General features: G+C 70.2%; 23 protein-coding genes. 3 read left to right on the top strand and 20 right to left on the bottom strand.

The annotated features are described in order from the left end of the window. Positions 1-13 precede the first annotated feature (13 nt). The gene (locus ABD989_RS00405; RefSeq protein ID WP_345312024.1) at positions 14-712 is read right to left on the bottom strand and encodes a GAP family protein; all 699 of its coding nucleotides are present in this window, start codon (positions 710-712) and stop codon (positions 14-16) included. 78 nt (positions 713-790) lie between these two features. On the opposite strand from ABD989_RS00405, the gene ABD989_RS00400 reads away from it, so the two are divergent. Then, positions 791-2299 (top strand): bifunctional aminoglycoside phosphotransferase/ATP-binding protein, encoded by a 1509-nt coding sequence (locus ABD989_RS00400; protein WP_345312023.1) that lies wholly within the window; start codon positions 791-793, stop codon positions 2297-2299. A 12-nt stretch (positions 2300-2311) separates the two neighbouring features. Here the strand turns inward: ABD989_RS00400 and lysS are convergent, their stop codons facing one another. Continuing rightward, positions 2312-3838 carry a lysine--tRNA ligase gene (gene lysS / locus ABD989_RS00395; RefSeq protein WP_345312022.1) on the bottom strand — a complete coding sequence of 509 codons (1527 nt, stop codon included), beginning with the start codon at positions 3836-3838 and terminating at the stop codon, positions 2312-2314. 64 nt (positions 3839-3902) lie between these two features. Further along, a complete protein-coding gene (locus ABD989_RS00390; protein ID WP_246993770.1) occupies positions 3903-4319 on the bottom strand; it encodes a rhodanese-like domain-containing protein in 417 nt (138 codons plus the stop codon). Positions 4320-4555: 236 nt separating this feature from the next. Here ABD989_RS00390 and ABD989_RS00385 point away from each other — a divergent pair, with 236 nt between their 5' ends. After that, the gene (locus ABD989_RS00385; protein ID WP_246993768.1) at positions 4556-6253 is read left to right on the top strand and encodes a TIGR03767 family metallophosphoesterase; all 1698 of its coding nucleotides are present in this window, start codon (positions 4556-4558) and stop codon (positions 6251-6253) included. Positions 6254-6327: 74 nt separating this feature from the next. Here ABD989_RS00385 and ABD989_RS00380 read toward each other — a convergent pair whose 3' ends face one another. The 3 genes from ABD989_RS00380 to ABD989_RS00370 are packed head-to-tail and all read right to left on the bottom strand — an operon-like array spanning position 6328 to position 9143. Beyond that, the gene (locus ABD989_RS00380; protein ID WP_246993767.1) at positions 6328-6771 is read right to left on the bottom strand and encodes a MaoC/PaaZ C-terminal domain-containing protein; all 444 of its coding nucleotides are present in this window, start codon (positions 6769-6771) and stop codon (positions 6328-6330) included. Continuing rightward, a complete protein-coding gene (locus tag ABD989_RS00375) occupies positions 6768-7928 on the bottom strand; it encodes an acyl-CoA dehydrogenase family protein (protein ID WP_345312021.1) in 1161 nt (386 codons plus the stop codon). The genes ABD989_RS00380 and ABD989_RS00375 overlap by 4 nt, the downstream gene beginning before the upstream one ends. Positions 7929-7967: 39 nt before the next feature. Then, the gene (locus tag ABD989_RS00370) at positions 7968-9143 is read right to left on the bottom strand and encodes a thiolase family protein (RefSeq protein ID WP_345312020.1); all 1176 of its coding nucleotides are present in this window, start codon (positions 9141-9143) and stop codon (positions 7968-7970) included. Between the two features lie 105 nt (positions 9144-9248). On the opposite strand from ABD989_RS00370, the gene ABD989_RS00365 reads away from it, so the two are divergent. Continuing rightward, positions 9249-9848, top strand: coding sequence for a TetR/AcrR family transcriptional regulator (locus ABD989_RS00365; RefSeq protein WP_246993761.1), 600 nt, complete (start codon positions 9249-9251; stop codon positions 9846-9848). Here the strand turns inward: ABD989_RS00365 and ABD989_RS00360 are convergent. The 14 genes from ABD989_RS00360 to hpt form a co-directional block, all read right to left on the bottom strand. Beyond that, positions 9845-10642: a type III pantothenate kinase gene (locus ABD989_RS00360; RefSeq protein WP_345312019.1), complete on the bottom strand. Its 798-nt coding sequence runs from the start codon at positions 10640-10642 to the stop codon at positions 9845-9847. The two genes, ABD989_RS00365 and ABD989_RS00360, sit on opposite strands and share 4 nt — an antisense overlap. After that, positions 10642-11067, bottom strand: a complete 426-nt coding sequence (panD, locus tag ABD989_RS00355; protein WP_246993759.1) for an aspartate 1-decarboxylase — start codon at positions 11065-11067, stop codon at positions 10642-10644. Before panD ends, ABD989_RS00360 begins: the two co-directional genes overlap by 1 nt. 4 nt (positions 11068-11071) lie before the next feature. After that, positions 11072-12034: a pantoate--beta-alanine ligase gene (gene panC, locus ABD989_RS00350; protein ID WP_345312018.1), complete on the bottom strand. Its 963-nt coding sequence runs from the start codon at positions 12032-12034 to the stop codon at positions 11072-11074. Then, complete coding sequence (locus ABD989_RS00345; protein WP_345312017.1) at positions 12035-12943, bottom strand: Rossmann-like and DUF2520 domain-containing protein; 909 nt, start codon at positions 12941-12943, stop codon at positions 12035-12037. A gap of 103 nt (positions 12944-13046) precedes the next feature. Continuing rightward, positions 13047-16793 carry an nSTAND1 domain-containing NTPase gene (locus ABD989_RS00340; RefSeq protein ID WP_345312016.1) on the bottom strand — a complete coding sequence of 1249 codons (3747 nt, stop codon included), beginning with the start codon at positions 16791-16793 and terminating at the stop codon, positions 13047-13049. Positions 16794-17176: 383 nt separating this feature from the next. Beyond that, a complete protein-coding gene (locus ABD989_RS00335) occupies positions 17177-17851 on the bottom strand; it encodes an MspA family porin (protein ID WP_345312015.1) in 675 nt (224 codons plus the stop codon). Between the two features lie 573 nt (positions 17852-18424). Then, complete coding sequence (locus tag ABD989_RS00330) at positions 18425-19684, bottom strand: DUF6779 domain-containing protein (RefSeq protein ID WP_345312014.1); 1260 nt, start codon at positions 19682-19684, stop codon at positions 18425-18427. A gap of 85 nt (positions 19685-19769) precedes the next feature. After that, entirely contained in the window at positions 19770-20309 is a 540-nt protein-coding gene (locus ABD989_RS00325; protein ID WP_345312013.1) for a DUF3180 domain-containing protein, read from the bottom strand. Further along, on the bottom strand, positions 20306-20830 hold the full coding sequence (folK, locus tag ABD989_RS00320) for a 2-amino-4-hydroxy-6-hydroxymethyldihydropteridine diphosphokinase (protein WP_345312012.1): 525 nt from the start codon (positions 20828-20830) through the stop codon (positions 20306-20308). The genes ABD989_RS00325 and folK overlap by 4 nt, the downstream gene beginning before the upstream one ends. Beyond that, positions 20827-21213, bottom strand: coding sequence for a dihydroneopterin aldolase (folB, locus tag ABD989_RS00315; protein WP_345312011.1), 387 nt, complete (start codon positions 21211-21213; stop codon positions 20827-20829). The genes folK and folB overlap by 4 nt, the downstream gene beginning before the upstream one ends. Further along, on the bottom strand, positions 21206-22126 hold the full coding sequence (gene folP / locus ABD989_RS00310; protein WP_246993749.1) for a dihydropteroate synthase: 921 nt from the start codon (positions 22124-22126) through the stop codon (positions 21206-21208). Before folP ends, folB begins: the two co-directional genes overlap by 8 nt. Continuing rightward, on the bottom strand, positions 22126-22728 hold the full coding sequence (folE, locus tag ABD989_RS00305) for a GTP cyclohydrolase I FolE (RefSeq protein ID WP_246993748.1): 603 nt from the start codon (positions 22726-22728) through the stop codon (positions 22126-22128). The genes folP and folE overlap by 1 nt, the downstream gene beginning before the upstream one ends. Before the next feature lie 48 nt (positions 22729-22776). Then, positions 22777-25179: an ATP-dependent zinc metalloprotease FtsH gene (gene ftsH, locus ABD989_RS00300; RefSeq protein WP_345312010.1), complete on the bottom strand. Its 2403-nt coding sequence runs from the start codon at positions 25177-25179 to the stop codon at positions 22777-22779. Positions 25180-25345: 166 nt separating this feature from the next. After that, positions 25346-25912: a hypoxanthine phosphoribosyltransferase gene (hpt, locus tag ABD989_RS00295; RefSeq protein WP_345312009.1), complete on the bottom strand. Its 567-nt coding sequence runs from the start codon at positions 25910-25912 to the stop codon at positions 25346-25348. Positions 25913-25935 lie beyond the last annotated feature (23 nt).

Here is a 25935-nt window from a genome sequence, read left to right as displayed (position 1 = left end):
CCGTTGCGGCCGGTCAGCCGGCGAGGTTGAGGCCTTCGCCCAGGAAGATCGTGCCGAACACGATCAGCACCACCAGCGTGATGGCGGTCATGTGCGCTTCGATCCACGCACGTGCCTGGCGCAGCGAGCCCGTCGCGCGGCTGCCGCCGATCAGCACCGCCACCAGCGGGATCAGAATGCTCAGGCTCGCCACCGCGGTGAGGATCGCCACCGTGCCGAGACCGCCCGCGGTCGACAGATCCGCGCGGCCCAGCGTGGCACCGGCACTGACGCCCAGCGGGATGTTCTTGATGATCAGCACGGCCTCGGCGACGCCGACGCCGAAGCAGGCCCAGATACCCAGTCCGTCGAGTCGCGCCATCATCCCGGGCTTGGCCTCCTCACCCTCGAGCGGAACGCCGTCTTCCCGATCGCGCGCCGGCCGCTTGATCCACGCGGCGATGGCGAGGAGGAAGAAGAGGATGCCGAACACCAGATGGAGTATGTCGATCCCTTCGGCGGTGCCCGTCGGATCGTCCTCGTCGGCGGCGTCGGTGAACACCATCGCGAGCGCCATCACCGCGAAGAGCACCGCGTACCAGCCGGCCAGGAAGAGCAGGGTCTTGATCCGTCCGCGCGGCGCGGGCAACAGCACCAACGCCGTGGTGGCGGCCACCGGGCTCAATGCCAAGCCCATGGCCATCGGGAGCGAAGGGCCCAATCCTGCCCACATGATGTCCTCGCTTCGCTCCGGTTCGACTGCGTAACAATGGAAGTCAATCACCTCATCGGACAGAACTGGCAATTTCCCATGCAGAACGCACCCGATCCGTCGGACGTCGACCCCGGCGCACCGCTCGTCGACCTTCTCCGCCGCGCCGACGCCCTCGATCCGGGCGCGACCACCGAGCACATCGTCACACACGGCGCGGTGATCGTCCTCAACGGCGATCGCGCGTGGAAGATGAAGCGGCCGGTGACCTACCGCTACCTGGACTTCTCCGGCATCGCCGACCGCCGTCGGGCCCTCACCGACGAGTACGAGCTGAACCTGCGCACCGCGCCGCAGCTGTACCGCGGCGTCCACGCGATCACCCGCACCGACGCGGGCGTCGAACTCGACGGCCCCGGTGACCCGATCGACTACGTCCTGGAGATGGACCGCTTCCCCGACGACGCGCTGTGCGCGCAGTACGCCGACGACGACCGGCTCGACGACGCCCTCCTGGCCGCCCTCGCCGACCAGCTGGTGCACATGCACGCCGTCGCCGAGGTCAGCGACGACCTCGAGGGTGCCGCCCGCCTGCTCGACGTGGTGGTCGGCAACCTCGGCAGCATGTCCCGGTTCCCGGAGATCCTGCCGCCGGCGCAGGCCGAGTGGCTGACCGACCGCCAACGCGCGCTGATCGCCGAGCACGCCGACCTTCTCGACGCGCGCGCCCGCGCGGGCCGCGTGGTCCGCGGGCACGGGGATCTGCACCTGGCGAACATCGTGGTCCTCGACGACGTCCCGGTCCCGTTCGACTGCCTCGAGTTCGATCCGGAACTGGCCACCACCGACGTGCTCTACGACCTCGCGTTCCTGCTCATGGACCTGTGGCAGCGGGGCCGTCGGCACGAGGCCAACGCGGTCGCCAACGCCTACTTCGACGCCTCCGGTCGGGACGAGGACGGCTATCGGCTGCTGCCGCTGCTGCTCAGCATCCGGGCGACGGTGCGCGCCCACGTGAGCGCGGCCGCCGGGGCGGTCGGTCCGGCGCTCGAATACCTGGCGTTGGCGTCATCGCTGCTCGATCCGGTCCCGCCCGTCGCGCTGGCGATCGGCGGGGCGTCGGGCACCGGCAAGTCGACGGTGGCGCGGGGCGTGGCCCATGCGATGGGTGCGGCGCCCGGCGCGCGCATCCTCCGTTCGGACGTGCTGCGCAAACGTCTCGCCGGGGTGGCGGTGTTCGACCGACTGCCCGCGACCGGCTACACGCGGGAGGCCAGTGCCCGCGTCTACGGCGAGCTGGAACGGCTGGCCGCGGCCGCGCTCGACGGCGGCATGAGCGTGATCGGCGACGCGGTCTTCGGCAGCGCCGCCGAGCAGGACCGGATCGCCGAGGCCGCTACCGCGGCCCACGCGCGTTTCCTCGGTGTCTGGCTGGAGCTGAGCGAACAGGAGCGGATCGCCCGCATCGCCGCGCGCGGCCTGGACGCGTCGGACGCCGACGCCGACGTCGCCCGCGCGCAGACCGCGGCACTGCAGGCCCCGGGCCCGACGTGGCATCGCGTCGACGCCGCGGGCGGTGCCCGCGGCGTCGTCGCTCGCCTTATCTAGTGGGCCGGAAAGCTAGTCCGCCCGCGGCTTGACCAGCGGGAAAAGCACGGTCTCGCGGATGCCGAGGCCGGTGAGGGCCATCAGCAGGCGGTCGATGCCCATGCCGGTGCCGGTGGTCGGCGGCATGGCGTACTCCATCGCGGTGAGGAACTCCTCGTCGAGCACCATGGCCTCGTCGTCGCCGGCCGCGGCCAGTCGTGCCTGGTCGACGAACCGCTCTCGCTGGATCACCGGGTCGATCAGCTCGGAGTAGCCGGTGGCCAGCTCGAAGCCGCGCACGTACAGGTCCCACTTCTCCACCACGCCGGGCACACTGCGGTGCGCGCGCACCAGCGGCGACGTCTCCACCGGGAAGTCCCGGACGAAGACCGGCTGGTCGAGCTTGGCGCCGACCAGGTGCTCCCACAGCTCTTCGACGAGCTTGCCGTGGCCGTAGCCCTTGTCCTTCGGGACCTCCAGACCCACTTCGTCGGCAATGGCCAGCAGTTCCTCGACGCTCGTCTGTTCCGGAACGATCTCGCGGCCCAACGCCTCCGACAGCGACGGGTACATCTCGATGGTCAGCCACTCGCCGGACAGGTCGTAGGTGCTGCCGTCGGCCATCGTCGGCGTCAGCGTGCCCACCGCGCCCATCGCGACGGCCTGGATCAGCTCGCGCATCATGGTGGCCGAGTCGTTGTAGTCGCCGTAGGCCTCGTAGGTCTCCAGCATCGCGAACTCGGGCGAATGGGTGGAGTCCGCGCCCTCGTTGCGGAAATTGCGGTTCACCTCGAAGACCTTGTCGATGCCGCCGACCACGCAGCGCTTGAGGAACAGTTCCGGCGCGATGCGCAGGTACAGGTCCATGTCGAAGGCGTTGGAGTGGGTCACGAAGGGACGCGCCGCGGCACCGCCGTGCAGCGTCTGCAGCATCGGGGTCTCCACCTCGAGGAAGTCGCGACCGGTCATGTACTTGCGCAGCTCGGCCATCACGGCCACGCGCAGGCGCGCGATCTCGCGGGCTTCGGGGCGCACGATGAGGTCGACGTAGCGCTGACGGACGCGCGACTCCTCGTTCATCTCCTTGTGCGCCACCGGCAGCGGACGCAGCGCCTTGGACGCCATCTCCCAGTGGTCGGCCATCACCGACAGCTCACCGGTGCGCGAGCTGATCATCTCGCCGCGCACGAAGACGATGTCGCCGAGGTCGACGTCGGACTTCCACCGGGCCAGCGACTCCTCGCCGACACCGTTGAAGCTGATCATCGCCTGCAGCTTGGTGCCGTCGCCTTCCTGCAGCGTGGCGAAGCAGAGCTTGCCCTTGTTGCGCAGGAAGATGACGCGGCCGGCCACCCCGACCCGCACGCCGGTCTCCGTGCCGGCCTCCAGCTCGCCGTACTGCGCGCGCAGTTCGGCGAGGGTATGGGTGCGGGCGACGCCCACCGGGTAGGCCTCGAAGCCCTCGTCGAGCATCCGCGCACGCTTCTCGCGTCGAATCCGCAGCTGCTCGGGGGTCTGATCGTCGGTCTGATCGTCTGTGGGGGGCGCCTGGTCACTCACGAGATATCAGGGTAGGCCCGCCGCTGGTACGCCGCCAATTCCCACCCGCCGGGGCGGGTGCGGGTCAGGAGAAGAACAGGTGCGCGTCGGAAGTGTCGGCCAGACCGACGCCGGCGGCGCGGAGGGCCCGATGACCGCCGAGCAGGAAGCGCGCGCGCCGCACGCCGCGGGCCTGCAGGTGCCAGGCCAGCCATTCCGCGTCGTAGCCGTCGTCGGTCACGAGGAGCCACTGCGCCTGCGTCGACGCGGCCCGCAACGCTTCCGGCGTCCCCGGCGTCAACGCGTCGAGCGCCTCGTCGAGTGGCAGGGCGAGCGCCCCGATCAGGGCGCCGTGCGCGGCACGGTCCGTGTCGTCGCGCAGATCGACGACGACGGCGCCGTCGGCGAGGGCGGTCCGGTAGTGCGCGGTCGGCACCGACAGCGGCGCGGGTTCGGGAGCGATGGAGACGACGGTGGTGACGGGTGCGTCGAGCGTGAGCATCAGAGAAGTCCTGGAGGTGATCGAAGAATGAGTGGGAGGTTTCCATCGACCCGGGCCGCTGCTGCGACGCTCGGGCGACTGCGCTTTCAGCGCTGACAACACTCCGGACAACTCATGATCACGACGTCGAGTCTGCCACAGCTTTCCGGCCGACCCAAGGTTTACGTCAGGCCGAATTTAATACCGCCGGCCAGGTTCGATGCCCCCGGCGTTCGCCGACAGTTAGAGTGTCCGTCATGTCACATTCACCGGATCCCCGCGCGCACGACGGCGTCTCCCGCCGCACCTTCCTGGCCGCGGGCGCAGCCGCAGCCGGTGCGGTCGCCGCGACCAGCGGCGCCGCGGGCCTGGTTCGCGCCGAGCCGAGCGCCCTCGACAGTGCGAACGCCGCGGGCACCACCCTCGATCGGGTGGCGGTGCCGGGCAAGGCCCGCAAGGGCGGTTACCGCAAGCTGACCGAGGGCGCGGGCTGGCCGCTGTACGTCCGGCAGGAACTGGCGGCCGCCCGGTCCGGCCGGGACAGCCGCCGCACGGCGTTGGCGTCGTTCGTCCAGATCACCGACATCCACATCACCGACGTGCAGAGTCCCGCGCGGTTCGAGTACGTGCACCCGATCCAGGGTCCGGCCTTCCGCCCGCAGGAGGCGCTCGGCGCGCAGGGCGCCGTCGCCCTGATCAAGCGGATCAATCAGGTGGCGTCCGGACCGTTCACCGGTCGTCGTTTCGACTGCGTGGTGAGCACCGGCGACAACACCGACAACCACGAGCTCATCGAGCTCACCTGGTTCCAGAAGCTGCTGTCCGGCGGCTCGGTGACCCCGAACACCGGCGCCCGCGACCGCTTCGAAGGCGTCCAGGCGCTCGGCTCGGATCTGTACTGGCGGCCCGAGCTCGCCTCGCGCGACATCTACAAGGACCGCGGCTTCGTGCAGATCCCGGGCTACCTGCGCGCCGCCATGCGCACCCTCCAGAGCCCCGGCCTGGACGCGCCCTGGTACGCCGTCTTCGGCAATCACGACGAACAGTTCCTCGGGACCGTGCCCAACGGCTTCCTCGACTGGATGTACCTGTCGTCGGTGAAGTTCGACCTGCCCGGCAGCGACCCCGCAGTCTCCGAGATCGCCGGCGCCATGACGTCGAATCCCGCCGCCCTCGGGCCGTTGCTGGCGCAGCTGCGGATCACCGGGCCGGCGTTCGACGTGACCCCGGATGCGCGGCGTCGTCCGTTCACCCCGCGGGAGTTCGTCCGCAGCCACTTCAATCCGGCGATCAAGGGCGCGGGTCCGGTGGGCCACGGCTTCCGCGACCCGGACGGTCCCACCTGGTACTCGTTCCAGATCGCGCCGGGCGTGCGCGGCATCGCGATGAACACGTGCAACAGCCTCGGTATCTCCGACGGCTCGATGGGCGAGAAGCAGCTGCGCTGGATCGAGCGCAAGCTGCGTGAGTTCAGCGACGAACTGGTGCTGGTCTTCAGCCACCACACCTCGACGACGATGACCGCCACGCTCCCCAACCCGGAGACCCCCGGCGAGAAGCAGTATCTCGGCGAGGAGCTGGTGGCGGTGCTCAAGCAGCACAAGAACCTGATCGCCTGGGTCAACGGCCACACCCACCAGAACGAGATGATCGCGCACCGCGGCGCCACCGAGAAGAACAGCTTCTGGGAGATCAACACCGCCAGCCACATCGATTTTCCGCAGCTGGCCCGCATCCTGGAGATCACCGACAACGGCGACGGCACCCTCAGTATCTTCACGCCGCTGCTGGAGGCGGACAGCCCGTACACCGCCGACGAGGACGACCTGTCCCCCACCGGACTGGCCAGTCTGTACCGCGAACTGTCGTTCAACGACCTGCACTACGACGCCGAACGGATCGGCAAGGCCGCCGACCGCAACTGCGAGCTCCTGCTGGCCCACCCGCATCGCTGACTGCGCCGTGAGACTGGTGCGCTTGGTGGCCTGAGGACACCAAGCGCACCAGTCTCACGACATGATCGGCGACCTCAGGCGTGCACCACCACTGCGGTGACCGACCGCAGCACCACCCGGTCGCCGGCCATCAGTTCACTGACCGTCGTGACGTCGGCGCGGTCGCGTTCCTCGTCGATCTCCACCGCGTCGACCCGCATCTCGACGTGCAGTGCGTCACCGGGGCGCACCGGACGCAGGAACTCCACCTCGCGCAGCGCGCGCCCGGCGATCACCCGCCAGCCGGTGTAGACCTCCTGCACGGTGAGCCGCTGCATCACGGCCATCGTCTGAATGCCGCTGGCGATCACCCCGCCGTACGGACTGGCCTGCGCCGCCTCCACGTCGACGTGGAAGTACTGCGGATCCCACTGCCGCGCGAAGTCGACGATCGCTTCCTCGGTCAGTTCGTAGGCGCCGGACCGGTAGCGGGCGCCGACCACCAGGTCGCGCCCACCGAGGCGCACCGGCTCGGTCACAGCGAACGCCCGATGAGTTCCTTCATGATCTCGCTGGTGCCGCCGTAGATGGTCTGCACCCGGGTGGCCGCGTACATCTGCGCGATCGGGTACTCCATCATGTAGCCGTAGCCGCCGAAGATCTGCAGGCAGCGGTCCACCACTTCCTTCTGCTTCTCGGTGCCCCACAGCTTGGCGATCGAGGCCGTCGCCGGATCCAGCCGACCGGCGATCTGCTCGGCGACGCAGTGATCGATGAGCGTCTTGCCTGCCAGCACGTCGGCCTTGCATTCGGCCAACACGAACTTGGTGTTCTGGAAGTTCAGGATCGGCTTGCCGAAGGCGGTCCGCTCCTTGGCGTAGGCGATCGCCTCGGCCACCGCGGTCTCGGCCACGGCCACCGCGCCGACGCCGATGATCAGGCGCTCGCGCTGCAGCTGACTCATCAGCTGAATGAAGCCCTGGCCTTCGACGCCGCCGAGCAGGTTCGCCGCGGGGATCTTCATGTCCGTGAACGACAGTTCGCGGGTGTCCTGACCGTGCTGGCCGATCTTCTCCAGCACGCGGCCGCGCTCGAAGCCGGCCAGGTCCTTGGTCTCGGCCACCAGCAGCGAGATTCCCTTGCCGCCCAGGCTGGGATCGGTCTTGGCGACGATCACCAGCAGGTCGCACTGGCTGCCGTTGGAGATGAAGGTCTTGGAGCCGTTGACCACGTAGTGGTCGCCCTCGCGGATCGCCGTGGTCCGCACCGACTGCAGATCCGACCCGGTGCCCGGCTCGGTCATCGCGATGGCCAGCACGCTCTCGCCGCTCGCGCACAGCGGCAGCCAGCGCTTCTTCTGTTCCTCGGTGGCGTACGCGTTGATGTAGTGGGCGACGATCGTCGAGTGCACGGCGTAGCCGAGCGCGGTGTCCAGCCCGTAGGCCAGTTCCTGCTGCACCACCACTTCATGGCCGAAGTCGCCGCCGGAGCCGCCGTACTCGGTCGGCACGTCGAGCAGCAGCAGTCCGGCGTCGCCGGCCCGGTTCCACACGTCGCGATCCACCTCGTGCTGGCGCGCGAAGCGGTCCTGGTGCGGGGTCAGTTCCTTGGCGACGAAGGCGGCGGCGTGCTTGCGCAGGTCGCCGTGCTCCTCGGTCTGCCAGGGCGCGATGTATTCGGGGAAGAGCTTGGTCATCTCGGAGAAACTTTCGTGTCGGTGGATCGGTCGAGGAACTCAGACGAGTTCGATGATGGTGGTGTTGGCGGTGCCGGTGGCCTCGCAGATGGTCAGCAGGCCGCGGCGGGCACCGCGTCGTTCGAGTTCGTGCAGCAGGTCGGTCAGCATGCGCGCACCGGTGGAGCCGAGCGGGTGCCCCACCGCCACCGAGCCGCCGTTCACGTTGAGCTTGTCGTCGTCGATCCCGAAGTGCTGCGCGAACAGCATCGGGACGCCCGCGAAGGCCTCGTTGACCTCGAACAGGTCGATGTCGTCGACGGTCAGGCCAGCCCGCGTGAGCGCCTTCTCGGAGGCGTCGAGGATGGCGGTGAACTGGATGATCGGATCGGCGGCCGCCACCGACGTCGCCAGGAAGCGGGCCCGCGGCGTCATGCCGTGGCTCTCGGCGTACGCGCGGTCGACGATGAGGAGCGCGCCCGCGCCGTCGGCCAGCTGCGAGGAGTTGGCCGCGGTGGTGGTGCCGTTCTCGGCGAACACGGTCTTCAGCGCGGCGATCTTGGCCGGGTCCTGACTCTCGCGAATGCCTTCGTCCCGGTCGAGGACGGGCGACGACGGGTCGGCCGGATCGACGTGCAGCGGCACCGTCTGCGCGGTGAACTTCCCGGCGGCCGTGGCGGCGGCGGCGCGCTCGTGGCTGCGCACGCCGAACGCGTCCAGCGCTTCGCGGGTGAACCCGTAGCGGGAGTTGAGCAGTTCCGACGACGCGCCCTGCGCCATCAGTCCGCCGTCGTATCGGGCCAGCTCACGCGGGCTGTACTGCGGGCCGAGCGGTGCGCCCGGCACCATGGCGGGCGGCATCGGGATCTGCGACATGGACTCCACGCCCGCCGCGACCACCACGTCCTGCGCGCCGGAGGCCACCGCCTGCGCGGCGAAGCTGACCGCCTGCAGACCTGAACCGCACTGGCGGTCGATGGTCACCGCGGGCACCGACTCGGGCAGGCCCGCGGCCAGCACCGCGTGCCGTCCCAGATTGCCCGACTGCGCCTCGTGCTGCAGCACGGCGCCGACGATCACGTCGTCGATGTCGGCCGGCGCCACTCCGGTGCGCTCGACCAGTGCGGCCAGGGTCTCGCCCATCAGGTCGACCGGGTGCCAGGCGCTGAGCGCACCTCCACGTCGACCCACCGGCGTCCGCACCGCTCCGACGATGACTGCTTCTCGCGTGTTCATCCCTGCGCCTTCCCTCGTGTCGATCAACACTATACGAGCGTATAGCAAACTATCACGACGTAAAGCCTTGGTAGGCTGCCATCGCAGCAGATTGGAAGGACACCGATGACCGGCCCCCTGATGGACGAGAAGGACCTCACCGCCAAGGCGCGGATCCGCAACGTCGCACTCACCCGGTACGCGCGGGAGGGCGAGGATCGGGTGTCCATGCGGTCGATCGCGGCCGACGCCGGGGTCACCGTGGGCCTGGTGCAGCACCACTTCGGCAACAAGGAGGGGCTGCGCGATGCCGTCGAGGATCTGATCGTCGACTATCACGTGCGCGCGCTGGCGACGGTGCCGACGCAGGGCGACCCGCGCGCGGTGTCCGATGCCCGTAACCTCGCGGTACACCGCATGCTCGACGCCAATCCCGCCATGGTCGACTACATGCGCCGAGTACTGCTCAATCCCTCGACGGAAGCGAATCCGCTGCTCACGCGCCTCACCGAGCTGACGCGCAGCGAGATCGTGAAACTCCGCGCGGCCGGCATCGCGTCACCGGATCGCAGCGAGGCCGAGCAGACCGTGAGCCTGATGATGCAGCAGCTGGGCCGACTGTTCCTGCAGCCGATGGCCGACGCGATGTGGGACCAGCTGGTCGACGACGGCGCCGACCAGCAACCGCGCCTACGGGTGCGCGTCGACTACCCTTCGACGAGCTAGGGGCGCCGGGTACGACTGCGTTCGTAGACGCGGCGTAGGCCGTCGAGTGTGAGCGACGGCGCGTGGTCGGTGAGGGTGCGGCACTCGTCCTTCATCAGCGGCGCGAGGAAGCCGGTCGCGACCACCGCGACGTCCGGGCCGTCGAACCCCGGAAGCTCTTCGCGGATCCGGGTCACCAGGCCGTCGACCTGTCCCGCGAACCCGAAGAGGATGCCCGACTGCAGGGCTTCGACGGTGTTCTTGCCGACCACGCTGCGCGGCGGCCGCAGTTCCACCTTGCGCACCGTGACGGTGTGCTCGCTGAGGGCTTCGACGCCCAGGTTCACGCCGGGCGCGATGGCGCCGCCCAGGAACTCGCCCTTGGCCGACACCGCGTCGATCACCGTCGCGGTCCCGAAGGCCACCACCACGATCGGTTGGTCCGGGAACAGCGCATGCGCGGCCAGTGCGTTCGCGACGCGGTCGGTGCCGATCTCCTTCGGGTTGTCCACCAGCAGCGGGATCCCGGTGCGCACGCCCGGTTCCAGCAGCAGGTGCGGACCCGCACCGAAGTAGCGGGTCACCATGACCCGTATCTCGCGCAGCAGGGACGGCACGGTCGACAGCGCGGCCACCGCGGTGACCCGCTCGATGTCGTCGCCGAGCAGCCCGCGCAGCGTCAGCGCCAGCTCGTCGGCGGTCAGGTGCGGCCGGGTGTGAATCCGCCAGTCGCGCACCAGTGAAGCATGGTCGCCGGCCCCCGCGAACACCCCGATGTGGATGTTGGTGTTGCCGACGTCGACCGTGAGGAGCATCAGGCGGACACGTCGACCAACCGGCGCGGATCCTTCAGGCCCGAGCCCGCCGGCACGTCGGCCGGATCGTCGGTGAGCGTGACCGGACGGTTCTGCTCGTCGACGAAGACCACCTTGGGCGCGTACTCAGCCACCTCGGCCTCGTTGAGCATGCCGTAGGCGATGATGATCACCAGGTCGCCCGGGTGCACCAGGTGCGCGGCCGCGCCGTTGATGCCGATCACGCCGCTGCCGCGCTCACCGGCGATCGCGTAGGTCTCCAGGCGGTTGCCGTTGTTGATATCGACGATCGCGACCTGCTCGCCCTCGAGCAGACCGGCGGCGTCGAGCAGATCGGCGTCGATGGTCACCGAGCCGACGTAGTGCAGGTCGGCCTGGGTCACCGTGGCGCGGTGGATCTTGGACGTCATCATGGTGCGGAACATTGGCTTAATCCTCATCTCCGCGGGCGTGCGCGCCCGCTGCGAAAAACTCTTCCTGGGCGTCGTCGTCGAAGGCTCGGCGCACTCCGCCGATGTCGACGCCGACGTTGTCGATCAACCTCGTCTGACCCAGACGCGCCGCCACCAGCAGGCGCCCGTCTCCGGTCTCCGGCGCGGGGCCGAGGGAACGGTCGCGCAGTTCCAGATAGTCGACGTCGATCTCCGGCACGGTGGCGAGCACCGCCTGCGCCGCGGCCAGCGCCGCCGGTCCGCCCTTCTCGCCGGCGTACGCCCCGGCCAGCAGGGCCGCCGAGAGGGTGGTCGCGAGCTCGCGCTCCTGGCTCGACAGGTACCGGTTGCGCGAACTCATCGCCAGACCGTCGGCCTCGCGGACCGTCGGGACCCCGTGGATCTCGACGTCCATGTTGAGGTCGGTGACCATCTGGTTCACCAGCACCAGCTGCTGGTAGTCCTTCTCGCCGAAGTAGGCGGCGTGCGGCGCGGCGATGTTCAGCAGCTTGTTGACAACGGTCAACATGCCGGAGAAGTGCGTCGGGCGCTGCGCGGCCTCCAGCATGCGACCGGCCTCACCGGGGTGGATGGTGGTGCGCGGGCCGCTCGGGTACATGCCGGCGACGGTCGGCGCGAAGACCAGCGAGACGCCCATCGCGGCGAGCTTGGCGCAGTCCTCGTCGAAGGTGCGCGGGTAGGCGTCGAGGTCTTCGCCGGCACCGAACTGCAGCGGGTTGACGAAGATCGACACGATCACCACGGTGTTGCCGCGGCCCTTGGCCGTGCGCACCAGCTGCAGGTGGCCTTCGTGCAGCGCGCCCATGGTGGGCACCAGCGCGACGCGCTTGCCGGTGGCCCGCAGCGCCATGCTGACGCGGTGCAGTTCCGCGGGATCGCGGTGCACCGTCAACGCGCCGGGGGTGTACGGGGCCTGCGAGGCCTCAAGAATCGTCGTCACTCACTTCACCTCAATCGAGTCGAGCAGATCGGCGGGCGCGCCGGCCTGGACGGCCGCCCGCGCGGACAGCACCCGGTAGCCGAGGGCCACGCCGGGGTCGGGCAGTTCTTCCAGCGCACCGCGGTGTCGCTGCACGGTGGCGCGGTCGCCGCGGGCCACCGGGCCGGTCAGCGCCGAGGGCCCCAGGTTCAGCACGTTCTCCAGCGAGGCGCGCACCAGCGGTCCGAGGATCTGCTCGGGTAGACCCGTCGCGCCGCCGTCCACCGTCGCCTGCGCGGCGAGGTGATGCGGTCCGTCGATCGCGGCCTGCAGGGCCGTCACCGCGTCGGTGATCAGGGCGATCAGATTGTTCGCGCCGTGCGCCAGCGCCGCGTGGTATAGGGTGCGCTGGGCTTCGTCGATCCGCACCGGGGTGCCGCCGAGTTCCAGGACCAGCGCCGCGGCCACCGCGTCGCCGAACGGATCGGCGGTGGTGATGCCGAAGCACGACGACGACAGCCGCTCGGTGTCCTCGGTGCCGCCGACGAAGGTCATCGCCGGATGGATCGCGAGGACCATGCCGCCGCGCTGCGCGATCGGATCCAGAATGTCGACGCCGTGCGCGCCCGCGGTGTGCGCGACGATCTGGCCGGGCCGCAGCGCGGCGGCCACCTGATCGATCACGGTGGGGAGTTCGGTGTCGGGAACGGCCAGCAGCACCAGTTCGGCGGCGGCGACCACGTCGTCGACGGTGCCCAGTCGGGCGGAGGGGAGGCGGCGCTCGGCGCGCTCGCGGGAGGCCGGCGACGGTGCGTGTGCCGCGACCACCCGATGTCCCGCGGCGGCGAGGGCCTCGCCGAGCGCGGTGCCCACGCGACCGGTCGAGCAGATGCCGACGGTCAAGCGCGGGGCAGGGATGGGTGTGGTCACCGTTGTCCTCCAGAGCAGTTCCAGTCCCACCAGCGTGGGTACCAGACGTACACCGCAACGATAGGCGCGTGACGCGGGCGATGCCAGGTCAGTGTGACCGGGTTCACCGGATCCCGAAATGCTCGCGTTCGGCGTCGGTGAGCGGCGGGGATGCGTCGTCGATCCGGGTGTCGGCGTAGGCCGGATCGAGCACGACGACGGTCAGCGCGCCCCGGTCCCCGCCCACCGCGACGGCGTCGCCGTCGGGCAGCACGGCGGCGTACCAGCGCCCGGCGCCCGGTGCGCCGAGCGGCTCGCCCCATTGCCGCGGTTCGGCGGGGTCGGCGGTGTCCCACACCACCATGGTCTGGCCGTCGCCCGCGGTGATCAGGCGGTGGCCGTCGTCGGCGAAGTCGACGGTGCGCACCGTGCCGCCGCCGGCCTGGTGCCGGGTCGCCAGCAGCGACAGTCCGTCGGATTCGACGCGCCACAGCTGCACCAGCCCGCCGTCCCCGCCGGACGCGACGACGTCGCCCGCCCAGGCGAGGGCGTTGATCGCCCGGCGCGGATCGGCCTCGCCGATGCCGAGCTTGCGCGGATGCGCCGGATCGGCCACGTCCCACAGGGTGAGCACGCCGTCCACACCGGTGGTGACCAGGCGCCGGCCGTCCGGACTCCAGGCCGCGGCGGTGGCCCAGGTGCCGGCCGAACCGTGCACCAGCGGTGCGCCGACCCGCGTGGCCGCGCCGTCCGGTGCCACCCGCCAGAGCGCGAACGAGTCGTCGCGGTCACCGGTCAGCATCAGCTGGTCACCGGTGTGCGTGGCGGCCGGTGCGAACGAGACGCGCTGCTGGTCGAGGGTGTCGACCCGCACCGTCGTCGAGGCGCCGAAGCGGCCGGCGTCGTCGATCGGCCAGATCTGCACGGTGCTCGCCGACGTCGCGGCCGCGGCCAGCCGACCGTCCGGCGACAGCGCGATCTGATCGATGCGGGCCCGGCGCGCGGTGGTGGTCGACGCGAGCAGCGCGGGTGCGGCCTGATCGGTCGACGACCACAGCAGCAGGGTGCCCTCGGCACCGCCGGTGAGCATGCGCCCGGCGGCGATCGACGGTGCGATCACCCGGCCGGTGTGCCCGGCCAGGACCGTGGTCGGCAGCGTCCAGATCCGGATGGTGCCGTCGGCGCCGGCGGTCACCGCGCGGCGCCCGTCGGGGGTGAAGGTGGCCGAGAACACCGAGCTGCCGGCGCCGTCGAGCGTGGGCCCCAGCTGGACGGGCAGTTCCGGCTGCGCGACGCTCCAGACGCGGGCCGAGCCGTCGACCGACGCCGACACCAGGCGCCGGCCACCCGGGCTGAAGCCCACCGACCACACGGGCGCGGTGTGTCCGATCATCGGGCCGCCGAGCGCGGGCGCGGCCGGATCGGTCACGTTCCAGAGCCGGATCGTGGCGTCGTCGGAGCCGGTCGCGAGCGTGGCGGAGTCGTCGGCGAAGTCCAGGGCGTGCACGGTGTCGCGGTGTCCGTCGATCACGCCGCGCGGCGCATACGTCGCGCCGTCCCACAGTCGGGCGGTCCGATCCGATCCGCCGGACGCGATCAGTGTCCCGTCCGGACTCCATGCGACCGTCCGCACGTCGGCGGTGTGCCCGTCGAGTTCGGCGAGCTGCGCGCCGGTCGCGGTGTCCCAGACACGCACCGTGCCGTCCATGCCCGCGGTGACCAGCCGTCGTCCGTCCGGCGCCCACGCCGCGTAGACCACGCGTCCGTCGTGTCCGCGCAGCACCGTCGGGTCGGTCTCGGCGGCGCCCGAGTCGGTGAGGGACCAGATCCGCGCGGTGCCGTCGTCGGAGGTGGTGGCCAGCGCCGAGCCGTCCCCGGACCAGGCCACCGAGGTGACGAAGCCGGTGTGGCCGGTGAGCACCAGCGGGTCGGCGTCCGGGTCGTCGATCGTCCAGATCCGTGCGGCGCCGTCGGATCCGGTGCCGGCCACCCGCTTCCCGTCCGGGCTGACGTCCACGGTGTACACCGCGCCGCTGTCGGTGCGGATCGGCATGGCGAGCGGCAGCGCGCCGGTCGCCACCAGTCGCGAATCGGCGGAGTCCGACGGTGCCTCGTCCCGCGCCAGCTGGGTGAGGCGTGCGGACATCGTCGGATCGGAGTCGCGCAGCCGATCTGCTTCGGCGACGAGTCTGCCCAGTTCCGCGGTGGTCCGTTGCGCGACCGCTTCGCTGCGTGCGCGATAGGCGACGACACTGAGCGTCAGTCCGAGCACCGTTGCGAGGACCAGCGCCAGGATCGCCGTGCGCCGCAGCCGTGCGGTGCGCTGCTCGGTCCGGTCCGCAGCGGCCACGAAGGCGCAGGCGGCCGCGGACACTTCCCCGGTGGCGGCCGCGTGCCGAGCCCGCGCCAGCGACGCCCCACGCAGCAGCAGACTGCGATCGCGGCCGGACTCCGACCACGTATCGGCGGAGGCCTCCAGCTGTTGCCGGGCCAGCAGGTCGGCGCGGTTCTCGTCGATCCACGTGCGCAGGCGCGGCCAGGACCGCATCACGATCTCGTGGGTGAATCCGACCCGGTCGTCGCCGTCCACCACCACCAGGCGCGCGGCCAGCAATTCGTCCAGTGCCGTTGCCCGGGAGGTGCGCTGCGCAGTGTCGCCGGTGAGGAGTTCGCCTCGGGCGCGGTAGCGGCGGGTGTTGCGACCGGAGTCGTCGAGGTGCACCAGCCGCAGCAGCAGCTGTTTGACGGCCGTTCGGACCTCGGGCGTCAGCCCGGACCACATCTGTTCGGCGGTGTCGCCGAGCGACCCGAAGACGCCACCGGAGTTCTCGTAGGCGCGCAGGGTGAGTCGGTTCCCGGTGCGATGCCCCCACAGCGTCGCCAGTGCGTGGTTGAGCAGCGGCAACGCGCCCGCGTCGTAGTCCTGCAGGTTCGGTCCGCAGAATTCGACGAGGATCCGCTCGGCCAGGCCCGGCTCGAGCTTCACCCCGACGCTCGCGGCCGGGCTGGTGATCACGTCACGCAGATCGTCGCGACTCATCGGGCCGAGCAGATACGTCCGTTTGTTCAGAGCCTCGAGCAACCGCGGATAGACCAGCCACTCACCCACGAAGTCGGCGCGCAGGCCGATCAGTACCGCGGTCGGATACTCGTCGTCGGCCTCGGTCAGCCCGATCAGGCGATCCAGGAAGGCCGCGGGGTCCGCGCCGTCGGCCACGGTGAACAGTTCCTCGGCCTGGTCGACGATCACCGTCAGCGGCCCGGCCGCTTCCTCGCCCTCGGCTTCGGCCAGCACGCGCGACAGTTCCCGGTCGGGATCGACGCCGGGTGTCATCGCGACCACGCGCATGCCCCGCTGGAGCAGTGCGGGGCGGACGCCGGCGGCCAGCAGCGACGACTTCCCCGAACCGGACACGCCGACGAGAGCTACCGCACCGCCGCCCTCCGACAGGGCCTCGTCGACCAGCGCGGTGACCGCCTCGACTTGCGCCGTCCGGCCGAAGAAGCGGGCCGCGGTATCCGGCCCGTAGGCCGCCAGCCCCGGATAGGGGCTCTCCACGTCGCGGGTGAGTTCGGCGAGCCGCGCCTGCCGCCAGAGTTCCTCCCACTGCTCCATCCGCACCGGGAGCCCGGCCAGCGCGTCGCGCTTCCGGGCCCGGTCCAGCAGTTCGGCGATGGTGAGCAGCAGAACGCCCTCGAACTCGCGCGGCAGGTGGCGGCCGGCGCGCCAGTCGCTGAGCCGGGCCACCAGGCTGCGGCTCACGGTGATGCCCGCCGGCCGACCGCGCGCGGCGACCGCGGCGCTGACGTTCTTCAACGTGGGGTCGCCCGCGGCAGCCCACAGGCTTCGTAGTGCGGCAGAAAATGTCATGTCTTCGCTTCGCGGACCATGAGCCGTCCCCCGACAAGAAGGCTCGTACCCCGTCAGAATAGGCAGCCGACACCGTCCGCCGACAGGCTCACGACCACCGGCGCGACCGACATCACACCCGAAGCGCTCATCCCGGATCCGCCCCGCGTACAAGAAATCCTGCCGTCTCCGTGCCCACCGCCGACCCGCGGACTCTTATGTCCGAAAGGGCCCCTCAGCGGTACCTCCGAGGACATAAAACTGGCGATCCGAGAGCGAAGTGCGGGGCACCCGCTAGTGCGGCAGCTTCCGATGAATCCGGGTGGGCACCTTGCCCCGACCGCAAGGTGCCCACCCGAAATCTCGGTGCGGCGGGCCGGAGGGTGGCCCGACCGCCGGACCCGTCAGATGCGGGTCGTCGCGCCGTACGCGTAGTACACGTACACGCCGGTCTCGGAGGTCACCGAGATCTTCGCGAACGGACGCACGCTGATCGGTCCCAGCGCGTTGGTCATGTTCAGGTTCACGCCCGACAGCACGATGTCGGCGACCGGCTTGGTCATCGCGATCTCCGCAAGCGTCACGGTCTTGATCTTCCCGGCCTCCACCTTGAACTCCAGATCGGCCGACGGGATCACGGTGGCCTCGGCACCGGCTTCCAACCCGACCTCGCCCAGTGCGAGACCGCCGCCGGTGCCGTTGATCGCCACATCCGGCGCCAGCTTCGCGTTGACCCCGCTCGACAGCTTCAGCTCCGGCGTGTGCGCGGTGATCGCGACGCCGTCCGGTGCCACCGACACCGGGTAGCCGATCTGGTAGCCCAGCTCCAGCGTCGCACGCACCTTCTTGTCACCGATGTTCTTCACCGCAGCGCGCACATTCGACGACAGCAACGCTTCACCGGACAGCGGCGACGAGTCCAGCGGCGCGATTTTGCGGACCGACTGCTGCGCGGCCGACAGCTCGATCGCCAGCCCCTCCCGGGTCTGGTGCGTGGCGGCGCTCGCCGAACCGGCGACCAGACCCGACACCGACAGTGCCCCGACGACGACGGCCAGAACGGCCTTGCGAACCTTCATGATCACTCTCCAGTGAGTCGACATCGGACCGGCGTGACTCGCCGATCCCTCACCGAAGACGCTACGAAGCCGCATCTCCCCCGAACTGCACCGAAAGGCCGAACCTGCAGTTCACAGACTTAAGGAAGGATTCCGGTCCGGAATCCGGACAGACCGTGACCTGGGCGAACAGCACGACTGCCCCGACGGGGTGCGGGCTACGCGCCGACCAGGACGAGTAGGACGGCGAGCAGCATCGCGACCTCGATCAGTTTGGTCAGCGTCCACCAGGACCGACGTTCGTCCGCCATCGCTCCGACCCCCACTCTCCCTGGCAGCGACGTGGCCCGCGACCGCGCGCCACGTCGATCCGCGCCACCCGCAGATCTCTCACCGCACACGCTAGGAAGCCGCGCGCACCCCGAGGGGAAACGAATCCGGAACCGCCAGGTCAGTGACCGAAGAGGGGTTCCGGTCCGGAAGTTCGAACCCGCGCGAACAGGGAGAACGCCGCTGCCGCGACGTCCGAAGACAACGGTGCCGCCGCAGCGTGCGCGAGGCACGCGTGCGACGGCACCGGAGGCCGGGGAGGGCTCAGCGACGGCGGCGGCCGCCACCTGCGTCGCCACTGCCCTGCCGCAGACGATTCAACAGCTCGGAGGCGGGCTGGCCGGCCGAGTGCGCACCGTCGTCGTCCGCGGCGCGGCGCGAACGAGTCGGCATCGGCGGCACCTCGGGCACCGGCGGCACCGGCGAGACCGGGGACGCCGGCGGCTCGTAGGCGGCGGCGTCGTAGGCGTCGGCGTACTGGCGACCGGACTGCTGCGGGATCGCCTGGGTGTACTGCTGGTCGACGTACTGCTGCTGCGCGCCGTACTGCTGCTGCTCGACGCCGTAACCCTGCTCGCCGTAACCCTGCTCGCTGTAACCCTGTTCGACGTACTCCTGCTCGCCGTAAGCCTGTTCGACGTACTCCTGCTCGCCGTACTCGGGGCCCGCGGCGGCGGTCTCGGTGTACTCCAGAGCGGTGTACTCGGACGAGGTGTACTCGTACTCCGAGGCGGTGTAATCGGCGGCCGGCGCCTCATCGGTGACCACCGGAATGATCTCGGTCATCTCCACCGCCGACGGGGCGTCCTCGGCACTGTCGTACTCGTACTCGGTGGGCGCCGGCGCGTGCCGGCCGGGCTCCGCGGGCGGCGCGGTGGACTCGAAGTCGAGGTTCGCGGCCACCCGATCATCGGTCAGATCGCCGAGTTCGGAGTAGCCGGCACCGACCAGTCCCGAACCCAGTTCCCGACGGCGTTCCGGGCGCAGCGCCAGCGGCACCTCCGGCAGCGGATTGCCGAGCAACTTCTCCAGGCTGGCTCGCAATGCGAGCACCTGGGTCTTGAGCGCCTCGAACTCCTCGTTGGTCTCCTGCGCCACTTCCTGCCGCACGGCGGTCTCCACCTCGGCCTCGTACTGGCGGCGCGCGGCGATCTCCCGCTCCAACTGCAGCTCATACACCAGTCGCAGATCGCGGTTGCGCGACTCGGCGACGTCGGCCTGCCTGCGGTACTTGGTCACCAGGACCGCGCCGATCACCGCGGCCCACAGTGCCGCGATCACCGCCAGCGAGCCGGTGATCGAGATGTCTTTGCCGAGCACCATCAGGAGGCTCGAGATCAGCGCCAGCACGATGAACAGCCCGATCAGCCACTGTGCGGGCGACACCTGCGAGTTCGTCTTCGCGTTCGGGGCCTTCGAGGCCCCGGCCTTACGACCGCCTCCACCCGTTCCCGCGTCCGACGGCGTAGCTCCCCGTCGCGGCGTACGACGGGTCGCCCGATCTGCGCTGTCTGTGCTGGTCATGCTGGCCAACTTACCTGGCCGTCACACCGACTCCGGGCAGCGGCCTGCGGAGAGTCGCCGTAGAACCCGCCCGGTCGCGGTCCGGTCAGACAGGGTGGGGCGGGGCGTCGGTGGCGTCCGGGCTGGGGTCGTCCGGCGCACGACAGCAATGCTCGAGCCACAACGCCGCCGCCGCGAGCACCAGCCCGCCGACCGCGCCGACGATGGTCGCGGGCATGTCGGCCGCCGCCACGTCGATGTGCAGGCGATCGATGAGGTAGACCAGCATGCCCAGCCAGCCTCCGAGCGCGATCGCCCCGAGGATCGCCGACGCCTTGGCCAGCGCCACCGACCGCGCCACGTTGATCGGGTGCACCTGCCCCTTGCCGGACCCCACGCGACCGCCGGACACGCGGGCGCGCACCAGGAAGCCGATCACCACTTCCAGCGCCGCCAGCACGTACAGCGAGATGCCCGCCAGCCACGGCAACGACGGCAGGAGTCCGTAGTAATAGCGCGCCAACACCCACATCAGCAGACCGGCCACCACGGCGATGGCCGCCAGGTCGCGGATCCGCGTCGGACCGAGCCTGTGCTCGTCGTCGTCCGACGGCGGCAGCGGGTCGGTCCCGTTCGGCATCGTCATCGTGTCGCCTCGGCACGCCGCACACCGCTGCGCTCCGTCGCGGGCAGCGCCTCGAGCAGATCGGTCACCGCGCGTTCACCGGTCGGCGTCCACAGCCGCGCGTCCGGCTCGATCTGCAGCCACGGCACCAGGACGAAAGCCCGCTCGGCGGCCCGCGGGTGCGGCAACGTCAGGTCCGGATCGTCCGAGCGCACGGCCACACCGTCGACCTCGACGGAGATCACGTCCACGTCCAGCGTCCGCGGCCCCCACCGCACCTCGCGGGTGCGGTCGGCGGCGCGTTCGCAGTCGTGACAGAACGCCAGCCAGTCGGCCGGGCTCAGGTCGGCCTCGGCGATCAGTGTCTGATTCAGGAAGTCGTCCTGGTGCACCCCGCCCCAGGGCGCGGTGGTGTACACGTCGGAGGCGGCCACCAGCCGGTCGCCGAGGGCCGCGATCACCGACGCCAACCGGGCGTCCCGCTCGGCGAGGTTGGCGCCGACCGACAGGACGACGCGGCTGGCCCCCGGCCGGCCGGTCATCGTGCCGCCCGGCCCGGCGCCGACTTGTACGACCGGCGGGTCACCACCGCGACGTCGTCGAAGGCCAGCGGGATCGGCGCGGACGGCTTGTGCACGGTCACCTCGCACGCGGAGATCCGCTCGTCGGTCATCACCTCGTCGGCGATCTGCGCGCCCACCGTCTCGATCAGGTTCCGTGGCGCACCCGCGACGATGTCGTGGGCCAGCTGCGCCAACGCCCCGTAGTCGACGGTGTCGGAGAGTTCGTCGCTCACCGCCGCGGGCCGCAGATCCAGCCAGAGCGTGATGTCGATGAGGAAGTCCTGGCCGTCCCGACGCTCGTGCTCGAAGACGCCGTGATTGCCGCGCACACGCAGGCCGCGCAGCTCGATCCGATCAGCCATCCGTCAATCCTTTCGTCACCGCGGCCGCGCCCGTGCGGGGGGCTCGGTCGCCACCGTCGCGCCAGGCCGCGGCCACCGCCACCGCATCGCGGCTGGCCGCGACGTCGTGTACACGCACGCCCCACGCACCGCCTGCCGCGGACAGCGCCGAGATCGCCGAGGTCGCCACGTCGCGCCCGTCCGGCTCCCGATCGACGCCGTCGCGGGCGAGCAGGGTGCCGAGGAAGCGTTTGCGAGAGGCCCCGATCAGCACCGGAAAACCCAGACCCACCAGGGTGGGCAGAGCGTGCAGCAGTGCCCAGTTGTGTTCCGCCGTCTTCGCGAATCCCAGACCGGGGTCCAGCACGAGTTGATCCGGATCCACCCCGGCCGCGACGGCCGCGTCGACCCGGCCCAGCAGCTCCCCGGACACTTCGGCCACCACGTCGCGGTAGCCGCCTGCGTCCGCGCTGCGGTGCGTGAAGTGCCGGTCGCCGTCGGCTTCGGTGTCCGACGGTCGCCAATGCATCAGGACCCACGGGAGCCCGGAGTCGGCGATCACCGCGGCCATGCCGGCGTCGGCTCGTCCCCCGGAGACGTCGTTCACCAGGCTCGCACCGGCTTCGATGGCGGCCGCGGCCACCGCGGCGCGCATGGTGTCGACCGACACCCGCACCCCTTCGGCCGCCAGCGCCGCGATCACCGGCGCCACGCGCTGCGCCTCCACCGCCGGATCCACCCGATCGGCGCCCGGCCGCGTCGACTCCCCGCCGACGTCGACGATGTCGGCGCCCGCGGCCGCGAGGGCCAATCCGTGCTCGATCGCCGCTCGCGGATCGAGGTAGCGCCCGCCGTCGGAGAACGAGTCCGCGGTGACGTTGAGGACGCCCATCACGAGGGTCCGCGTCGGCGCCGCGTCCCGGCGGGCGGCCATCAGCGCGTGATCAGGTCGAGTGCTTCACCGCGCGAGACCGCGCTGGTCTGGAAGATGCCGCGCACCGCCGACGTGGTGGTGCTCGCGCCCGGCTTGCGGATGCCCCGCATGCCCATGCACAGGTGCTCGGCCTCGATCACCACGATCGCCCCGCGCGGATTCAGTCGTTCCACCAGCGCGTCGGCGATCTGGCTGGTCAGCCGTTCCTGCACCTGCGGCCGACGCGCGTACAGGTCCACCAGTCGCGCCAGCTTGCTCAAGCCGGTCACCTGTCCGCTGGCGCCCGGGATGTAGCCGACATGCGCGACGCCGTGGAAAGCGACCAGGTGGTGCTCGCACGTGGAGTACATCGGGATGTCCTTGACCAGCACCAACTCGCGGTGATCCTCGTCGAAGACGGTCGCGAGCACGTCGCTCGGCTCGGTGTACAGCCCGCCGAACATCTCGCGGTACGCGCGTGCCACCCGCTCCGGCGTGCGGCGCAGACCCTCGCGGTCGGGGTCCTCGCCGACGGCGAACAGCAGCTCCCGCACCGCGGCCTCGGCGCGCGCCTGATCGAACTTGCGGCCGTCCGCGGTGACCAGCACCTCATCGTCGCTCATGAAGACCGTGCTTCCTTCCTGTGGAACCTGAGTGAATCGGGCACCGAATCAGTTGTTGCGCGGGTCGTCCGCAGGCGGCCATCCGGGTGCCTGCCAGTCGCGCGGTGCACCGTAGTCCGGGCGCGATTGACCGTGTTCGCCGGACTGACCCGGCGCCGGCTGCCCGTATTGGGGCTGCCCGTACTGCGGTTGCTGCCCGTACTGCGGTTGCTGCCCGTACTGCGGTTGCTGCCCGTACTGGGGCTGACCGGTCTGGGGCTCGCCGTACTGGGGCTGACCGTTCTGTGGCTGACCGTTCTGTGGCTGACCGTTCTGGGGCTGACCGTTCTGGGGCTGCGACGGCACCGGCTGACCGTTCGAGCCTGGGTATTGCCCCGGCGCACGACCGCTCAGGTCCGGATACTGCGGCGCGGGCTGGTGTCCCATGCCCTGGCTCGGTCCCGGATGTCCGTACTGCGGCGGGAACGGCTGCTGCGGCGGCGCCGGAGCGGGCTCGGGCACCGGGGGCCACGGCTCGCCGCGTTCGATCGCCAGTTCGCCCGGCGTCTTGATCGGCGGCTTCGTGCTCGGGGTCCGGTTGCCGAACTCGCTGAACTCGGTCATCCGCGGCCGCTTCTCGACGCCTTCGAGGATCTCCTCCAGGTCCTTGCGGACCAGGGTCTCCTTCTCCAGCAGTGCGCCGGCCAGCTCGTCGAGCTTGTCCCGGTACTGGTCCAGAATGGCCCAGGCCTCGGTGTGCGAGGCCTCGATGAGACGACGCACCTCTTCGTCGATCTCGGCGGCGATGCCCGACGAGTACTCCGGGGTGCCGCCGCCCATGCCGCCGCGACCCAGGAACGGATCGCCCTGGTCGTGGCCGTAGCGGACCGCACCGAGGCGGGCACTCATGCCGTACTCGGTCACCATCGCGCGAGCGATCTTGGTGGCCTGATCGATGTCCGAGCTGGCGCCGGTGGTCGGCTCGTGGAACACCAGTTCCTCGGCGGCACGACCGCCCATCGCCATCACCAGGCGCGCGATCATCTCCGAGCGGGTCATCACGTCCTTGTCCTGCTCCGGCACGGCCAGTGCGTGACCGCCGGTGCGTCCGCGGGCCAGGATGGTGACCTTGTAGATCGGATCGAGATCGGGCATCGCCCACGCGGCCAGCGTGTGACCGGACTCGTGGTAGGCCACGACCTTCTTCTCGTGCTCGCTGATCACGCGGCTCTTACGACGCGGACCGCCGATGACGCGGTCGACCGCCTCCTCGAGCAGCTCGTTGGTGATCACGGTCTTGTTCTCGCGCGCGGTGAGCAGCGCGGCCTCGTTGATCACGTTGGCCAGGTCGGCGCCGGACATGCCCGGGGTGCGCTTGGCCAACCCGTCCAGGTCGGCGTCGGGCGCGATCGGCTTGCCCTTGGCGTGCACGCCCAGGATGGCGCGACGACCGGCGATGTCGGCGTTGCCGACCGGGATCTGCCGGTCGAAACGGCCCGGACGCAGCAGCGCGGGGTCGAGGATGTCGGGGCGGTTGGTGGCCGCCATGACGATGACGCCGGAGCGTTCGCCGAAGCCGTCCATCTCCACCAGCAGCTGGTTCAACGTCTGCTCGCGCTCGTCGTGACCGCCGCCCAGGCCGGCGCCGCGCTGGCGACCGACGGCGTCGATCTCGTCGACGAAGATGATGCAGGGGCTGTTCTCCTTGGCCTGCTCGAACAGGTCGCGGACCCGCGAGGCGCCCACACCGACGAACATCTCCACGAAGTCCGAACCGGAGATCGTGTAGAACGGCACGCCCGCCTCGCCGGCGACGGCGCGCGCGAGCAGGGTCTTACCGGTGCCGGGCGGACCGTAGAGCAGCACGCCCTTGGGGATCTTGGCGCCGAGCGCCTGGTAGCGAGCCGGGTTCTGCAGGAAGTCGCGAATCTCGTCGAGTTCCTCGACGGCCTCGTCGGCGCCTGCGACGTCGGCGAAGGTGGTCTTGGGCATGTCCTTGGTGAGCTGCTTGGCCTTGGACTTGCCGAAGCCCATGACGCCGCCGCGGCCGCCGCCCTGCATGCGACTCATCACGAAGAAGAACAGACCGAACAGGATCACCATCGGCAGCACGAAGATCAGCAGCGACTGCCAGAAACCGGAGTCCTTGGTGATGTGCGTCTGATAGGGCGCGCCGGTGGTGGTGGCGGACTGGAAGACACGCGCCGAGACACCGGACGGGTACTGCGCCTCGATCTTGGTGACGTCCTGGTCCTGCACCTTGATCGGATCCTTCAACGTGATCCGGAGGCGCTGCTCTTTGTCGTCGATCTGAATGAACTCGGTGTTCTTGATGTTCAGCTGCGACATCGCGACCGAGGTGTCGACACCGGTGTATTCGTTGTCGTCGGAGGTCAGCACCGAGATACCCCAGAGGGCCAGGATGATCACGGCCACGATGGCCAGATTCCGGTAGAGCTTCTTTCGGTTCATACTTTTCGCACGGGCCTGCGCGCACCGCACCCGCTGAGGGCGTGCGTCGACCCTTGTCCTTCCCGTCAGTCTCGCTTTACGAGGCTACCTTTCAACGCCCCGCGACCGGCATTCTGTTCCCGCAGGGCGAAAGCGGCGTTCGACGACGGGCCCGAACGCGAGCGGATCAGCTCGAGTAGACCGACGGATCCAGTCGTCCGATGAACGGCAGATCGCGGTACCGCTCGGCGTAGTCCAGGCCGTAGCCGACGACGAACTCGTTCTCGATGTCGAAGCCCACGTCGGCGACCTCCACCGCCAGCTGCGCCGCCTTCGGCTTGCGCAGCAGGGTCACCACCTCCAGCGACCGGGGCGACCGGGTCGCGAGGTTCTTCATCAGCCACGACAGCGTCAGACCCGAGTCGATGATGTCCTCGACGATGAGCACGTCGCGGTCGGCGATGTCGCGGTCCAGGTCCTTGAGGATGCGGACGACGCCCGACGAGGAGGTCGACGAGCCGTAGCTGCTGACCGCCATGAACTCCATTTGATTGGGCACCGGCAGGGCGCGGGCCAGGTCGGTCATGAACATGACCGCGCCCTTGAGCACGCCGACCAGCAGGAGGTCGTCGGGCGTGTCCCGATACCGCTCCGCGATCGTCGCGGCCATCTCGGCCGTGCGCTGCGCGATCTGATCTTCGGTGATCAGGATCGTCTCGATGTCGTTTTCCGGGTACCCGTTCGCCACGCCCACTAGTTTCCCACAGCCGTGAGACG

This window comes from Gordonia alkaliphila (assembly GCF_039542465.1).
GTDB lineage: Bacteria > Actinomycetota > Actinomycetes > Mycobacteriales > Mycobacteriaceae > Gordonia > Gordonia alkaliphila.
The sequence above is the reverse complement of the archived record's forward strand: the minus strand, read 5'-3'. Positions and strand labels throughout refer to the sequence as shown.

What these genes read in the sequence shown, in the direction of transcription:
- ABD989_RS00405 (WP_345312024.1), bottom strand. Translation starts at nt 712, where the DNA reads ATGTGGGCAGGATTGGGCCCTTCGCTCCCGATGGCCATGGGCTTGGCA.
- ABD989_RS00335 (WP_345312015.1), bottom strand. Translation starts at nt 17,851, where the DNA reads ATGAAGGTTCGCAAGGCCGTTCTGGCCGTCGTCGTCGGGGCACTGTCG.
- folP (WP_246993749.1), bottom strand. Translation starts at nt 22,126, where the DNA reads ATGGCCGCCCGCCGGGACGCGGCGCCGACGCGGACCCTCGTGATGGGC.
- ABD989_RS00360 (WP_345312019.1), bottom strand. Translation starts at nt 10,642, where the DNA reads ATGCTCCTCACGGTCGACGTCGGCAACACCAACATCCACATCGGGGTG.
- ABD989_RS00385 (WP_246993768.1), top strand. Translation starts at nt 4,556, where the DNA reads ATGTCACATTCACCGGATCCCCGCGCGCACGACGGCGTCTCCCGCCGC.
- ABD989_RS00325 (WP_345312013.1), bottom strand. Translation starts at nt 20,309, where the DNA reads ATGACGATGCCGAACGGGACCGACCCGCTGCCGCCGTCGGACGACGAC.
- ABD989_RS00375 (WP_345312021.1), bottom strand. Translation starts at nt 7,928, where the DNA reads ATGACCAAGCTCTTCCCCGAATACATCGCGCCCTGGCAGACCGAGGAG.
- panD (WP_246993759.1), bottom strand. Translation starts at nt 11,067, where the DNA reads ATGTTCCGCACCATGATGACGTCCAAGATCCACCGCGCCACGGTGACC.
- ABD989_RS00365 (WP_246993761.1), top strand. Translation starts at nt 9,249, where the DNA reads ATGACCGGCCCCCTGATGGACGAGAAGGACCTCACCGCCAAGGCGCGG.
- ABD989_RS00370 (WP_345312020.1), bottom strand. Translation starts at nt 9,143, where the DNA reads ATGAACACGCGAGAAGCAGTCATCGTCGGAGCGGTGCGGACGCCGGTG.
- ABD989_RS00340 (WP_345312016.1), bottom strand. Translation starts at nt 16,793, where the DNA reads ATGACATTTTCTGCCGCACTACGAAGCCTGTGGGCTGCCGCGGGCGAC.
- ABD989_RS00400 (WP_345312023.1), top strand. Translation starts at nt 791, where the DNA reads ATGCAGAACGCACCCGATCCGTCGGACGTCGACCCCGGCGCACCGCTC.
- folB (WP_345312011.1), bottom strand. Translation starts at nt 21,213, where the DNA reads ATGGCTGATCGGATCGAGCTGCGCGGCCTGCGTGTGCGCGGCAATCAC.
- folE (WP_246993748.1), bottom strand. Translation starts at nt 22,728, where the DNA reads ATGAGCGACGATGAGGTGCTGGTCACCGCGGACGGCCGCAAGTTCGAT.
- ABD989_RS00330 (WP_345312014.1), bottom strand. Translation starts at nt 19,684, where the DNA reads ATGACCAGCACAGACAGCGCAGATCGGGCGACCCGTCGTACGCCGCGA.
- folK (WP_345312012.1), bottom strand. Translation starts at nt 20,830, where the DNA reads ATGACCGGCCGGCCGGGGGCCAGCCGCGTCGTCCTGTCGGTCGGCGCC.
- ftsH (WP_345312010.1), bottom strand. Translation starts at nt 25,179, where the DNA reads ATGAACCGAAAGAAGCTCTACCGGAATCTGGCCATCGTGGCCGTGATC.
- ABD989_RS00390 (WP_246993770.1), bottom strand. Translation starts at nt 4,319, where the DNA reads ATGCTCACGCTCGACGCACCCGTCACCACCGTCGTCTCCATCGCTCCC.